Raw genomic sequence first — 15035 nt, forward strand, 5'->3', positions numbered from 1 at the left:
GGAGAGAGGCGCGGAATGAACATCGTCAAGGGTCCCGCGCAGATTGTCTGGCGGTACGTGGTATCTCTCTCAGGTGTTGGATTGGCGCTGGGAGCATTGTTTTTCGCAGCGGCGCTTACACCGACGCTCGTCCCAAGAAGCTATTTGATCCAGGGAGTCCTTGCCGGCACCTGCTTTGCGATCGGTTACGAGCTAGGCGTGCTCTGGCGCTGGCTATGGCACTATCTCGAACTTCCCGAGCCATCGCCACAAATCCGATCCGCAGCCAACGTGGCGGTCGCGTTGGGCTGCTTCCTGACGATCATCCTGTCTCTCTGGCGGGCGGCGGAATGGCAGAATTCGATCCGTACCGCCATGAGCATGGAGCTGGTTGAAACCGCCCATCCCGCCAAAGTCTCCGTGATCGCGCTCATCACGTTTTTCGCACTGCTTTGGCTGGCGGAATCGTTCAAGCTGGTAACCAGTTTTGTCTCCGGCCGGATTCGGCGGTTCATTCCTAGGAAGATCGCGAACTTCGTCGGCCTTCTCGTGGCCGTCCTGCTGATCTGGTCGATCGCCAACAATCTGCTTATCCGCGCCGCCTTCAGCGCGTTGGATTCTTCGTTTCGGGAATTTGACGCCCTGCTTGAACCGGAGCGACCTCAGCCGGGCGAAGCCACCAGGACGGGGAGTGCAGCGTCGCTGATTAAATGGAATGAGCTCGGCCGTGCCGGGCGGGAGTTCGTGACTTCCGGACCGACCGCGGCGCAGATCGCCGCATTCACCCGCCGCCCCGCCCGGGATCCACTCCGCGTCTATGTGGGATTGCGCGGCGCAGACACCGCCCGCGGGCGCGCGGAATTGGCGCTCGGCGAGCTCAAGCGCCAGGGAGGCTTTGAGCGCTCCGTGCTCATCGTCATTACTCCGACGGGAACCGGCTGGATCGACCCGGCTGCAACGGATACGATCGAATATCTCGCCGATGGCGACGTTGCCAGCGTTGCGGTGCAGTATTCCTATCTCAACAGTCCCCTGTCTCTGCTGTTTCAACCGGAATACGGGACTGAAGCCGCACGGGCCCTGTTTGCCGCGATTTACGGACATTGGACGATGTTACCGAAGGATCGGCGCCCAAATATATATCTGCACGGCCTGAGCCTCGGCGCTATGAACTCACAGAATTCCGCTGAGTTGTTCGAGACGATCGGCGATCCGATCACTGGGGCCCTCTGGAGCGGCTCCCCTTTCACGAGCAGGATATGGCGCTCGATCACCGCGAACCGGAACGCCCCCTCGCCGGCCTGGCTGCCGGAATTTCGTGATGGCCGCTTCGTGCGATTTATGAACCAGAACGGCCCGACGGTCGCCTCGGATACGCCATGGGGGCCGATGCGCGTCGTCTTCCTGCAATATGCAAGTGATCCGATCGTGTTCTTCGACTATCGGTACGCCTACCGGCGCCCGGCCTGGATGAATGCACCGCGCGGACCGGACGTTTCGCCTGAACTGCGATGGTATCCGGTCGTGACCATGTTGCAGATCGCCGTTGACATGGCGGTCGCAACCGGCACTCCGCTCGGCTATGGCCATGTCTACGCGCCAGAACACTATCTCGATGCATGGGTTGAGGTTGCCGACATTCGAAATTGGTCGGCCGAAGCACTCGAAAGGCTCAAGAGTCATCTCGGAACTGCTGCGAGGGAATCAGTTGGGGCCGGCGGCGACAGTCCCTACGTCGACAGGGGAGGCTAACCGCTAATACCGGGCTCCCGAAGCATGGAAGACAGCAGCGCGTAGACTGGTAATTCACGGACCCGACGAAACGGTCTCGTCTCTCTGCCCCTACGCTGTCAATCAGGCCTGGATAACCTCCTACGTCAGATCGGAATGGCTGACCGCCGCTCACTTCTCGGGCGGGCGCAGCGGCCCGTCCGCCCACTTGCGCGCCGTAGGGTCGCGCAAAGGGTCGTCCTCACATTTGGCGCAGGTGTAGCGCAGCCGCCCGTTCGCCGGTTCGTCGGGCAAAACTCTCATAGGCCTGCCGCACTCAGGGCAAGCCATTCGTATCGAATAGAGCGGTGCCAAATTATCTCCCACGTGAGCCCCTGCTTCACCGCATTCGGACGTCGCTCCCGAAACAACGCGATTCCGCTGAAACTTATGGCTCGACTAGTTTCTTGCGGATGGCATAGCGAACAAGCTCCGCCGTAGAGGACATCCCAAGCTTGCGCATCGCCGCAGCACGATGCGTCTCGATGGTTTTTACGCTCAGCTTCAAGATGCAACCGATTGATTTGTTCGTATGACCCTCCGCGATGAGCTGGACCACGCTCTGTTCCCGCGAGGTGAGCAGTACGCCCGACTTATTCTGCTTGTTGATCTGATAGTTGCGTAGAAGTTTCTCAAGCAACACGCCCGTGAAGTACGGCCTACGATCGAGCAAGGCGTCGATCGCGGACAATAGGTGCTCCTTCGCGTCGGATTTGAACAGAAAGCCACGCACGCCAGCCAGAATAGCCTCCGTCAACAGCTCTTCGCTTTCATGCATTGTCATGATTAACACTTCGACGCGCATGTGCATTGCACCGAGGCGGCGGCTGACTTCTAGCCCATTCATGACGGGCATCGAGTAGTCGGCGATCAGGATGTCCGGACGCGTCTGAACCGCCATAGCTAGTGCCTGCTCCCCGTCGCACGCCTCGCCGCAGACGATCCAATCAGAGCGCACTTCAACGATCGCGCGCAGGCCCGACCGTACAACCTCATGATCATCCGCAATTACGATGCGCTTCACGGCGGCGCTCCCGCATGCTGACCCAGATCCTATCAGGCGATCAACGGAGAAGACCGGCAGCCAATTCGGCCGACTGTATCGGCCATCTGTCGGAAAGTTATCCCACAAAACCCTGAAATTGGATCGCGGATATCCCACCGCCTGATGATTGATCAATCAGTAACCAGTTTGGCGCGAACCGCGTATCGAACAAGGCCGGCGGTCGAATTCACGCTGAGCTTCCTCATCGCGGCGGCGCGGTGGGCCTCCGTTGTCTTCACGCTGAGGTTCAGGATAGCGCTGATGCCCTTGTTGCTATAGCCATCCGCCACCAGCTTGACGACGAGCCGCTCGCGTGGCGTCAGCCTAGTTCCACCAACCGATGCGCCATCGAGATCGTCCACCCCGCTCCCAATACCGAACGATTTGTGGACCAAGAGAGAATCGACAGCAGCAACCAGCAGCTTGCTCGCATCCGACTTCGACAAGAACGCGCGGGCGCCAGCCAGATAGGCCTGTTGCGCCAACAGACCAGAGTTGTGAACGGTAAATATCAGGACCTCGATCGGAAGCGAGAATTCCCTGATCCGCCGGGTTACCTCCACTCCGGTCATGCGCGGCATGGAAAAGTCGAGGATGGCGACGTGCGGCTTGCTCTCGATCGCGGCCGCAACCGCCTTTTTGCCGTCGCTCGCCTCCGCGACAACTTCCCAATCAGCACGTTGCGCAAGCACGGAGCGGATGCCAGAACGGACGGCCTCATGATCATCCGCGATCAAGATTCGCTTCATAGAACGCACTCCTGCTTCGAACGCCGCCGTATCGAGTGCCAGACCGGGGCCAGCACTGAGGGCGACGATCGCCCCATACACCTGTTCGAGCGCTTGCCTTGATCTATTTCATTGTAACGGCAAGCGCCGCCTGCGCCGCTTTGCCTCACTCGGCAGCGGGAATACCGCGTACAACATCGTCCCGGAGCTTTCAGGGTTAGACTGGATCTCGAGATAGCCGCCAAGATGCGCAAGCCTTGATCTCATTGCGGGAATGCCGACACCCAACATCGCCGTTCCGAACCTCTTGGCACGGTGGGCCGGAAAGCCGCTTCCATTGTCGCTTATTGTCAGCTGAAACTGCTCGCCTGTCACTTTGGCGAGCAGTTTGACCTCTGTCGCCTTTGCGTGCCTGAATATGTTTGCAAGCCCTTCCTGAATGACCCGCAGCAACGACCTTTGGATCTCGTATGAGAATCGATCCACGCCGGCGTCGATGTCGGTCTGGACACGCAACGCAGTCCGCGCAGCAAAGCCGCAGGCATAGCACTCGATGGTCGCCTTCAGTCCCTCTGCCACCACGTCCTGGGGATGCATCAAATACGTGAGGGAGCGGATCTCTCTCAGAGCACGGTCAATGGATGCATCGACGAGCTCGCAAAGGCTGTCCACACCATTTGTCGGGCCAGCGCAGTTGCGAATACGCACGAGCCCAAGACTTGCGGCCACAAGATGTTGGCAAGTAGAATCATGAAGCTCGGAGGCTATCCTCTGCTGTATATCCTCCCGGATGGAGGTCAAGTCGTCTACTAGCCCGGCCGGTTCATCTGTTTCGCATTCATCAGGTTCCTCAGGAAGAATGCGATGCCGACCGACGAGCTGAGCGATCACTCCGCCCTCGGGTTCGATAAGGGGGAACACGATTGTTTCGACCTCGCGTCGAAGCCCGCCAAGCGCCAGGCTGTGGTGAGTTCGAACCTCCACCTTCTCTTCCAAGCACGTCCGCAACACCTCGCAAATCTTCTCCGAGTCTTCGCTCGACCAACATTGAGAGATAGCGAGTCCAAACACCTTGCCCGATGGCAGTCGCAGAAGCGACGTGCAGGCACGATCCATCCCATCGTATGCGAATCCGCCGCCCCGCAGGGGGCGCACTACAAAAAGAAGATCTTCGTAAGGGTGACGATCAGGCCGATTGCGGGCTTCCTCAAAGGGCAAGCGCTGCGGAGCGCCATGTGAATTCAACAAGCTCGCACGAGGGCTGTACGGCTTCATTGCAACACCTTTTTTTTGGTCTGCCCTGAAAGCCAACTTTGGACGAGTGATGATCGACCTATTTAATCACCACCTCAGCGCTCCCAAGACGACGCGACCTACACAACACCCCTAAGGGATAACCTGCATCATGCTCCTCGTTGTTCATACAACCAAGGGGTTATTTCATAATACTTCGAAACCTACGCATGACTGGCATGAGCTAACGAGCGTGCCATTTTTTCCCGCTTGGCTTCGAGCTTTCGTCAAACAAGAGACGATGATGACGAGATCTTTCGTCCTTCAGGCATGCAACAAAGTTGCAGACTGGTGTAGGCTGCAAACAACGGAATGCGATTGGAAAACAACCGGGCCACGAGGAGGTGCCGACCCCTGCAGCACAACGACTTATCCACTACGACCAGCGGCAGGGCTGGACTTCTTCTTCGGCAGAGCGATCGGAGGATTTTGTGGCGCGGGTGCAATCACCAGTGGATGCGCTGGCACCCGCAGTCGATTTTGCCCAAGGTCGTCCCTCAGTGCGTCGGTATCCATACGTTGGCTTCGGTCGACAGAATCACGAGGATCCGCCGCTGCGGGGGTAACCGCCATGATCCCGAAAACCATTCCCAGCAGCACGGACAGGGGTCTCGCAAGCATTCTCAGATACTCTCTCAAAAGGCAAAGTCGAGTCGCGGACCGATCCGAAGATCTCTGTAGTGCCGCAGTGGAACGTTGGACGTCCGCGCTTCGTAAAGCACAGTGGTCGTGAGCGACAGATTGCTGGAAAAATTGTATCTCAACCCTATGTCGGCGGAATAGAGCTGGTCCCGCCGGCCGGAATTCAATCCATCGGTAAACCAGTAGGCTTCGAACAAAGGCGCGCTCACGATCGACCACTTCGAATCGAGTTTGACCTCGATGCCAAGAACGGCATCAAAGCGCCAGCGGCGCGCCTCGGCCAAATCAGAAAAGCGGTACGTCAGCAGCCACAATGGCGACAGCGTCACATTGCTAACCTGGAAGTCACGAGCCACGGAACCCATTACGTCGTGCGAGGTGAACGCGAGGTCGCGGTAGACGCCGTCGAAGTCGTAACGATTTTCGTAGATTGCGGAGAATCTCCAGCCGTTCCAAGTTTCGGTCAACCGCCCACCCAAGCGTGCGATTGCGAAGTTGCCGTCCTTCTCCGTGGCAAACGCTTCGTACTGCGCGCGGGCGTAAACTCTATACGACAGGTCGGCTGTCAGATAGCCGTCAAGCCTGGCACTGATGTCCGGCTCATAATAAACATCTGACCTGCGATCGCTGCGGCTGAACAAGGCGTTGTCAGTATAGGTTGGCGAGACCGAGCCAACGATACTCCAAGAAGGCGCAGCGAGCGGCGGCGGGTTCGCCTTGAAATCTCTCAGATCCACGTCGGCTGCAAACGCGGCAGTCGAACCTAAGAGTCCAATTATCTGCAAAAGAAATTCAGATAAACGCATCCGAATCCTCGAGATTGTCGGCCCTGCCCCAACAAGCGAGCACGATAGGCTCGGCTTATCGCTTGTCAACCCCGACGAGCATTTCTCGCCAAGATCGCGCACGCCTGTGACAGAGAGAGCACGCGAGTTAGAGCGCGATCGGTTAACGCCGCAACGAAAGATCGACACTCAGTTCTCATAGCGGTGCTTCCTTCATTGACGTGCCGCGTCACTGATCCGGCTCCGGAACCGCAGCCACAACAACTACGGCAGCCGAGAGCCGTTCGAAAAGCCGTCGTTGCTCCACAATCGCTGGCCAACCGTAGAGAAAAATTTCCGACGGCTTCCAGATCGCGACCCAACCCAGAATCAAGAAGCTTTCCCTCAGGATGTCCGGGAGAGGTCCATCTCCAAAGACCGAGCCGGCCAGCCATCCAGCCGCAAGACAGCTCGAGAGGATGGCAACGCCGACCATCAGCGAGCGGCGGCCTGACTTGAACAGAACTTGCAGTTCTCTCGATTTTTCGTGAGCGCGCAGCAGGAAATGCTGCGCCACGGCCGGAGCCAAATCCGGCCCGATGGCATCCAAGGAGCCCGCCCAGGCTAGATGAATCACGATTTGGATGGGAGCCGGATTCGCGATGTCTTCAGCCTGATCGGCGATGTATCGCTCTGCCTCGGTTGCGAGTTCTTTCTCGCGGAATGGCGCTGGATCAAGCGTGTTGAATAGTTGCAGAGGATTGGAAAGTCTGATGACGATCCTGCCGACATCTGCGTTGCTCAAAGCGTGCACCTGCATGTATCACTTCCGGCAGCGCGGAGACATCGGCCGCCCCGAAGTTCCAGGCCTGCGAAACTCGCAGTCGCTCCAGAGCAGTCCCTCGCCTGCTGCCTTGCTAATACTCCACGGCGTCCCGGATTATCGGACAGGTCATGCAGTGACCGCCGCCTCGACCCCGGCCAAGTTCCGCACCAACGATGGTAATGACTTCGATACCTTCCTTGCGCAGCAGGGTGTTCGTGTAGGTGTTGCGGTCGTAGGCGTAAACCACGCCCGGCGAGGCACAGACAAGGTTCGCGCCACTGTCCCATTGGGTGCGTTCGCGCTGATAGTCGCTCCCACCAGCCTCGACCACGCGAAGTTTCTTGAGGCCGAGCGCTTCCTCGACGACGTTGACAAATGGCTTGTTCTCGGCGTGCAACTCAAGACCGCTCGGGTGATCGCTCGGGCGATAGGAATAGGCGCGCGTCTGGTTGATGAAGTCGGGTGCGGTCAGGACGCAATCGCGGTCCGCGAACGTGAATACGGTGTCGAGATGCATGGCCGCGCGGATCTTAGGCATCGCTGCGACGATCACCCGCTCTGCCGCCTTCTTCTGAAATAGCGTCGCCGCGAGTTGGCTGATCGCCTGGCGAGACGTGCGCTCGCTCATCCCGATCAGCACAACTCCCTTGCCGATCGGCATCACGTCACCACCTTCCAGCGTAGCCAGGCCATGGTCGTGGGTAGGGTCGCCCCACCAGACATTGACCTTGCCAGCGAAATCGGGGTGGAACTTGTAGATCGCGGTCGCGAGGATGGTTTCCTCGTGCCTTGCTGGCCAAAAAAGCGAATTGAGCGTGACGCCGCCATAGATCCAACAGGTAGTGTCGCGCGTATAGAGCGTGTTTGGCAGAGGCGGAAGCAGATACTCGGTGGCGCCAGCAGCCTCCTTGACTATCTTGATCGCCTCGCCGCCATGCTCCTCAGGAAAGTCATGGATCGACAAGCCACCAATGAAAGTTTCCGCAAGCCTGCGATTGTCCAGGCCGGACAGATAGCTTCTCAGTTCGTCGATAAAACCGAGCCCGACCTGATCCGGCACGACTTGGTTATCGAGAATCCACTTCTTGCCTTCGGGCACCGACAGCGTCTCGGCCAGCAAGTTGTGCATTTCAACCACCTCGACGCCTCGGTCCCGCATCTTGGTGACGAAGTCGAAATGGTCGCGCTTGGCGTTCTCCACCCAGAGAACATCGTCGAAGAGCAGCTGATCGCAATTGGACGGTGTGAGGCGCTGATGTGCGCGACCCGGCGCGCAGACCATCACCTTGCGGAGCTGACCGACCTCCGAATGAACGCCGAAAGCTGGGGAATTCGCCATTGCTGGATCCTTTCGTACCGGGGCTAAATACTGATGTAGCCGGTGGCGAGGCCATGGATACCGACGACGCATCCGATCACCGCTACCGCGAACAACGCCCACTCCGCCGGCGTGAACAATTGTTTGCCCTGCTCATTCCGTGTGATGTAGTACAGGATGGTCCCGGGGGCGTAGATGATGAATCCGAGCAGCAGGAACTTCGTCCCGCCCGCGAACAACAGGAATATCGTGTAGATCGTCGCCAAAACCGCGATGACGGCGTCCTTCCGAAGGTCGCGTGAATCCTTCTCGTAGGTTTCCCTCCGATAGACCAGCATCAACGCGAACGCTGCGGACAGGAAATAGGGAATCAACGAAAGATGGCTGCATAGCGACAGCGCGAACGTGAAGGCGTCGTCTGAGAACAGCGTTGCGACGAGCACCGCCTGAATTAGCAGCGTGGTCATTAGAAGCGCCGCCGATGGCACTTGATTGACGTTCTCTCGCGCCAGGAAGGTGGGCATATCCCGGTTCTTCGCTGCAACGGAAAGCACCTCGGCAGCCATCATCGTCCACGCCAGATACGCGCCGAGAACCGAAACGATTACGCCGGCACCGATGAAGACCGCACCCCATTGCCCGACCGCAGCCTCGAGCACGCCGCCGACGGAGGGCTGGCGAAGCTGCGCGATCTCCGCTCGTGGCAGGACGCCGTAGGCGAGGATAGACACCGACGCGAACAGCGCCAGCACGCCGAGAAATCCCGTGACTGTGGCGACACCCACGTCTTCGCGCTTCTCCGCGAACCGCGAGTAGTTGCTGGCCCCTTCGATCCCTAAGAATACGAAGACGGTCACCAACATCGTCGCCTTGACCTGTTCGAACAGGTTGCCGTAGTCGCCCGCGCTGCCGCCCCATAAATTCTCTGCGAACACCGACGGCTTGAGAAAGAAGATCGACAACACCACGAACAGCAATAAAGGGATGATCTTGGCCACCGTGACGATCGCGTTTATGCCGGCCGCTTCCTTCACGCCGCGCAGCACCAGAAAATGGAACGCCCATATTCCGACCGAGGAGATGAGCACTGCGGTTAGGGTATTGCCCTGCCCCAGAATCGGAAAAAACGCGCCGAGCGTCGACTTGATCAGGATCCAGTAGGACACATTGCCGACGCAAGCGCTGGCCCAATAGCCGAAGGCGGAAAAAAAGCCGACATAGGGCCCAAACCCTGCCCGAGCGTATGCGTAGACACCGGCATCAAGATCCGGTTTGCGGTTGGCCAAGGTCTGGAAGACGAAACACAGCATGAGCATGCCCGCGCCAGCGATGGCCCAGGCGATGAGCGCCCCGTAGATTCCGGTCGCCTGCGCAAAATTGCGAGGTATCGAGAACACGCCGGCCCCGACCATGCCGCCCACCACCATGGCGGTCAGGGTCCGCAGCGGCAGCCTTTGGACGTCGGTTTTTGTGCTCATGAGGTGTCCCGATCCTATGCATTTCGTCCATCACGAACGACGCGCAGCGGCCCGACGGTAAGTGGCTCGTACGTCGCACATGGCAACCATCCGGCGGTCGGTGCGAACGGCGACTCGAATAGCTTCTTCGATCATCACAGATGCACGACGGTCGGCACATCGGGTTGACTACCTAACCGAACGTGAGGATTCCCCTATGCGGCCTTGCTTGCCCACTGACTGAGTCTTGCTCACCGCGGGGTCGATCGCCGAGTCGGCCGCGCCAAACCAGGCAACATAAACCGTCGGCAAGAAGACGAGGGTGAGAACCGTGGCAACCAGCAAGCCGCCCATGATGGCGAATGCCATCGGTCCCCAAAACACCGTCGGCGCGATCGGAATCATCCCAAGGACAGTTGATATCGCTGTCAACATGATTGGTCGAAACCGGGAGCTGCTTGCGTCTACCGCGGCCTCCCAAGGAGACTTGCCGATGGCGCGCTCCGCGTCGATCTGACCGATCAGAATGATCGCGTTCTTGCTGATCATACCCAAAAGCGCAAGGACACCCAGAATGGCAACGAAGCCGAGCGGCCTTCCGGAAAGCATCAACGCGGCAACGACCCCGACCAGTCCGAGCGGCGCCACGCTGAGGACCATGAACAACCTCGGGAAGCTCTGCAGCTGGACCATAAGGACCGTGAACATGACGAACAGCATCACTGGGACGACCGCCAGCACGGATGCCTGTGATTTTTGGCTTTCTTCTACCGTCCCGCCGACGACCACTCTGTACGATGGTGGAAGGGTCTTCTGGAACTTTTCGATTGCCGGCAACAGCGAGGTGACAACGCCTTCCGGCAATTTGTCACCGGCAATGGCAGCCTGGACCGTCAAGGTCGGAACGCGGTCGCGACGCCAGATGAGCGGGAATTCTTGGTTATATTCGAAGGATGCAAATTGACTGAGAGGAACGGTCTGTCCGCCGCCCAGCGCTACTTGCAGGTTCCGCAGACTGTCAAGCGAGACCCGCTGCTCGTCAGTCGCGCGCGCCACCACGTTGACGAGATAGATGTCATCGCGCACCTGAGTGATAGGCGTGCCTGTAATGACGGCGTTCAGAACAGTCGCAATCGCCTGTGAGCTCAGACCGAGTTGTCGCGCCTCGTTCTGGTCCACGCGGATACGCACCTGCCGGTCGGGCTCCATCCAATCGAAATTGGTTTGCTTGGTGTCAGGGCTGGACGCCACGATCTGCCCGACCTGAAGCGCGATCTCGCGCACCCGTTCAACGTCTGGCCCGCTGACCCGATACTGGATCGGCCAACCGACGGGAGGCCCGAGTTCGAGCGGCGAGACGAACGCGATGGCCTTGGGAAATTCTTCGGCGAGCGTTCTTTCTAGCTTCGCCTGCAGGCGTTCTCGAGCGGCGACGTCCTTCGCGATCACCACGATCTGCGTGAAGAAATCGTTCGGGAGCTGGACGTTTAGGGGCAAGTAGAAGCGGATGGCACCTCGTCCGACGTAAGTGCTCCACCGGGCCACATCGGGATCTGTTGCAAGCGCCGCATCCAGGCGCTTTGCCCCCGCTTCGCTCGCGTAAATCGAGGAGTTCTGCGGCAGGCTGACATCGACGTGCAGCTCCGGGCGATCCGATGACGGAAAAAACTGCCGCGGGATCAGCGGCATTGCAAGGACCGAGGCGACAAAGAGCGCCACGGAAATCGCGATCGTCAGCCACTTCGCGCGCATCGCCGACGTCAGGAATGTTCGGTATATCCGGAAAATCGTGCCCGGGTCCGCCGACTTGCCAAGCTTGGGCGGGACAAGGATAGCAGCGCAAAGCAAAGGGGTGAAAATGACGGCGACCATCCAGGACACCAGCAGCGCGATGGTGACGACCGCGAAGAGCGAGAACGTATATTCTCCGGCCGAGCTCGCCGCAAAGCCGACCGGAATGAAGCCCGCGATGGTCACCAACGTGCCAGCGAGCATCGCCATCGCGTGGGTCCGGTAGGCGGAAATGGCAGCCTCGATCTTGCTCGCACCTTCCGCCAGTTTGGTGAGGGTCGCGTCGGTTGTCGTCATGGCATCGTCGACCAGCAGCGCGAGTGCTATGATCAGCGCACCAAGCGATATACGCTGCATGTCGATGCTGAGCAGCCCCATGATCGGCATGACGATCGCTAACGTCAACGGTATCGCCAGCGCGATGATCAGGCCCGGGCGCAGGCCCAGGCTGATGAAGCTGACGACCATAATGATGGCGATGGCCTGCAGCAGCGACACCATGAATTCTCGAACTGCATGGTTGACCACGACGGGCTGGTCCGCGACTAGGCTGGGCTCGATGCCTATCGGGAGTTCCTCTGTAATCCGCTCCATTGCCTTTGTGATATTGGCACCGAGCGCAAGGATATCCCCGCCATCCCGCATGGCGATTGCGAGTCCTATGGCCGGCCTGCCGTTGACACGAAACAACGGGTGGGGCGGGTCTGTGTAGCCACGATGTACCCGCGCGATATCGCTCAGGCGGAGCATGCGCCCGCCAGCGGAAAAATTGATCTCGGCGACGTCCTGCTCCGACTGAAAGCCGCCGGACACTCGTACCGAGATGCTTTCAGCGTTCGTCTGAATCGTCCCGGCCGGGCGGACGACGTTCTGCGACTGGAGCGCTGCGATCAGGGCGGACCGATCGACTCCGAGCGCCGCGAGATCTTTCGTCGAAAACTCGACAAAGATCGCTTCGTCCTGCTCGCCCAGAAGCTCGATTTTCGACACGTCGGGAACCAACAGTAGCTTGGAGCGAATCTCCTCAACCCGGTCGCGCAGCTCGCGCTGGGTGAAGCCGTCGCTTGTAAAGCCGTAAACGATCCCAAAAGTATCGCCAAATTCGTCGTTGAACCCCGGTCCAATCACCCCGGTGGGTAGCGTGTGACGCATGTCACCGATCGACTTTCGCACGTGATACCAGGTGTCGGTGACCTCTCTTGCGCCGGCACTACCTTTCAGATTCACGAACACGGTCGAGACGCCAGCCCTCGTGAAGCTGCGAATGAAATCGAGATGCGGTGTTTCCTGCAGGCGACGTTCAAGGCGCTCCGTGACCTGTTTCATCGTCTCCTCTACGGAGGCGCCCGGCCAAGCGGCCTGAACGACCATCGTCTTGATGATGAAGGCAGGATCTTCATTCCGACCCAGGCGGAAATAGAACAAGCCGCCCGCAACCACCGCAATGATCATCATATAGACGACGAGGGAGCGGTGTTTCAGCGCCCAGTCGGAAAGATTGATCGCGCTCATTGCTCTGATCCGAGAACCCGGACCTTCTGGCCGGGATGAAGTGCCTGCACGCCGGCGGTGACAACGATCTCGCCGGTGTCCAGTCCTTGAGCAATCACCGCTTGGGCTTCATCGAACCGCAGAACGTCCACGTTCCTCACCGAAACCGTACCGGCATTCGGATCGACGATCCACACTGCGGGGCGCTGGTTCATCCTGGTCAGGGCGGAGGCCGGTATATCGATCATCGGCCCTGCGCTCGTGGTCACTCGCCCCACCACTGTGGCTCCAAGACGCATCGCCGGCGGAGGATTTGTCAGGCCGACCCTGACCTCAAAGGTCCGGGTCACGGCACTGGCCTGTGCCGCAACCTCGCGCACGCGTCCCTTGGCGCTAATCGCCGGATCGTCCGCAAGGCTGACATCGACCTCCGGATCGGTCGAAGCTGACCGGACCAAGTGCGAGGGCACGTCGAAGACCGCATCGCGACCGTCCTGGCGCGCGATTCTCGCGATCATCTGCCCTGCCTGCACCACTTCGCCGGCTCCCGGCCCGGTCGCAGTGATCACGCCGGGCGCATCGGCCTTCAGTTCGGTGAATCCGACCAGGTCATGCGCCGAACTCAGTGCCGCTTCGGCGGCATCGACCTGCGATCGTGCCGTTTGCTGCGCTTGAGTCGCCGCATCGTAATTGACACGTGTGGTCCAGCCCTGCGCCAGCAACGTCTCCTGACGATCAAAGTGATTGCGCGCCTGCGTCATTTGTCCCTGCGCCGCGGCGAGAGCGGCCTGCGCCTGACGTAGCGCGTTCAGCTCGTTCTGGGACTCCAGTCGCGCCAAAACCTGACCGGCCCTGACCCGATCGCCGATCTTGCTGTCATTGCTCAGCAACCGTCCGGATATGCGGAACGCAACATTCACTTCATCTTCTGCTTCGATCCGCCCGGAGAACGTGAGGGGTGTGGTAACCTTGCGTTTTTCTACAGTCGCTGTGCGCACAATGCGTGGTGCCGGCGTGTCATTCGCCGCGGTTTCCCTTCCGCAGCCAGCCAGCACGTTCGAGAGCGCTGCCAGACAGGCAAACGTAATGATGTGTCTAGGTGTGGAATGGCTGCCGCGCGTTGACATGAGCTATTCCGTTCCGGAAGTGAGTGTCGCCGAGTAGATCGTCCTTCCCGAGGTCGCGGTGTCCCGGTCTCGCCGGCTAAGGGATCCGCAGCCAACATCGGTAAATCTACCCTTTCCGCGGGGGTTCGCGCATTGGGAGATTCCCGACAACCGCTCAGGCACTCACCTGATATCGCCCGTTTTACTGGCGACGCATCATGCGGTTGTACAGGCGCACTACCGGTACTTCGCATGACCGCTTGAACAATAATGCTTGGACTTGCCTCAAACCGCCGGATCAGGAGAATTCAAATGCGAAAGTTTATCCTAGTTACAGCCGCAATTGTGGGCACGTTGGCGATTCTGCCAGCGGCTACTCCGGCTGACGCGGCTGGCTCATGGTGTTCGAAGAAACAGGGTATGACGCACTGTGGTTACTCAACTGAGGACCAATGTCGGGCATCCAGGAGCGGTCGAGGCGGAAGCTGCTTCCGCCGCCAGGCGTCACGTTAGCCTTGCGCGGGCCGAGCGGCACGATCGCAAAATCGCATCCAAGAAGGTGGCGCCAGACGAACGATCCGGCGCTGCCTTCCGAACCATTCTGGATGTTGATGTACCGCCACTCGCGGTCACGCCCACGCCCAACGATGGATCCCAAACTGAAGATGCACAATGGGACGCTGTCGTCGGGATTCGTTCTTATCGAACGCGCAGAGCCGGTCGTGCCGGACACCACGAAGCCCGGTAGCGCGATCCGACGCGGATCGAGGGCTTCCAGCATGAGTAGATACTGCGGAGAGCGAGACAATTCGGCACGCAGTTGCG

General features: G+C 59.4%; 11 protein-coding genes. 2 read left to right on the forward strand and 9 right to left on the reverse strand.

Annotation, left to right across the window (positions count from 1 at the left end):
* Positions 1-15: 15 nt before the first annotated feature.
* Complete coding sequence (locus AC0L20_RS32515) at positions 16-1731, forward strand: alpha/beta hydrolase (RefSeq protein ID WP_473294622.1); 1716 nt, start codon at positions 16-18, stop codon at positions 1729-1731.
* A 406-nt stretch (positions 1732-2137) separates the two neighbouring features.
* On the opposite strand, the gene AC0L20_RS32520 is transcribed toward AC0L20_RS32515, so the two are convergent.
* The 9 genes from AC0L20_RS32520 to AC0L20_RS32560 form a co-directional block, all read right to left on the reverse strand.
* Positions 2138-2773 (reverse strand): response regulator transcription factor, encoded by a 636-nt coding sequence (locus AC0L20_RS32520; protein WP_473294623.1) that lies wholly within the window; start codon positions 2771-2773, stop codon positions 2138-2140.
* A 152-nt stretch (positions 2774-2925) separates the two neighbouring features.
* Positions 2926-3543: a response regulator gene (locus AC0L20_RS32525; RefSeq protein WP_473294649.1), complete on the reverse strand. Its 618-nt coding sequence runs from the start codon at positions 3541-3543 to the stop codon at positions 2926-2928.
* 108 nt (positions 3544-3651) lie between these two features.
* The gene (locus AC0L20_RS32530) at positions 3652-4518 is read right to left on the reverse strand and encodes a sensor histidine kinase (RefSeq protein ID WP_473294624.1); all 867 of its coding nucleotides are present in this window, start codon (positions 4516-4518) and stop codon (positions 3652-3654) included.
* Positions 4519-5450: 932 nt separating this feature from the next.
* Positions 5451-6263 carry an outer membrane beta-barrel protein gene (locus tag AC0L20_RS32535; RefSeq protein ID WP_473294625.1) on the reverse strand — a complete coding sequence of 271 codons (813 nt, stop codon included), beginning with the start codon at positions 6261-6263 and terminating at the stop codon, positions 5451-5453.
* 208 nt (positions 6264-6471) lie between these two features.
* Positions 6472-7041 (reverse strand): hypothetical protein, encoded by a 570-nt coding sequence (locus tag AC0L20_RS32540; protein ID WP_473294626.1) that lies wholly within the window; start codon positions 7039-7041, stop codon positions 6472-6474.
* A gap of 97 nt (positions 7042-7138) precedes the next feature.
* The gene (gene arcA / locus AC0L20_RS32545) at positions 7139-8386 is read right to left on the reverse strand and encodes an arginine deiminase (protein ID WP_473294627.1); all 1248 of its coding nucleotides are present in this window, start codon (positions 8384-8386) and stop codon (positions 7139-7141) included.
* A 23-nt stretch (positions 8387-8409) separates the two neighbouring features.
* Entirely contained in the window at positions 8410-9843 is a 1434-nt protein-coding gene (locus AC0L20_RS32550) for a basic amino acid/polyamine antiporter (protein ID WP_473294628.1), read from the reverse strand.
* Positions 9844-10011: 168 nt separating this feature from the next.
* Positions 10012-13125 (reverse strand): efflux RND transporter permease subunit, encoded by a 3114-nt coding sequence (locus tag AC0L20_RS32555; protein ID WP_473294629.1) that lies wholly within the window; start codon positions 13123-13125, stop codon positions 10012-10014.
* Positions 13122-14231, reverse strand: a complete 1110-nt coding sequence (locus tag AC0L20_RS32560) for an efflux RND transporter periplasmic adaptor subunit (protein ID WP_473294630.1) — start codon at positions 14229-14231, stop codon at positions 13122-13124. The genes AC0L20_RS32555 and AC0L20_RS32560 overlap by 4 nt, the downstream gene beginning before the upstream one ends.
* A 291-nt stretch (positions 14232-14522) precedes the next feature.
* On the opposite strand from AC0L20_RS32560, the gene AC0L20_RS32565 reads away from it, so the two are divergent.
* The gene (locus tag AC0L20_RS32565) at positions 14523-14723 is read left to right on the forward strand and encodes a DUF3551 domain-containing protein (protein ID WP_473294631.1); all 201 of its coding nucleotides are present in this window, start codon (positions 14523-14525) and stop codon (positions 14721-14723) included.
* Positions 14724-15035 lie beyond the last annotated feature (312 nt).

It is taken from the genome of Bradyrhizobium sp. Kon58 (assembly GCF_055807455.1).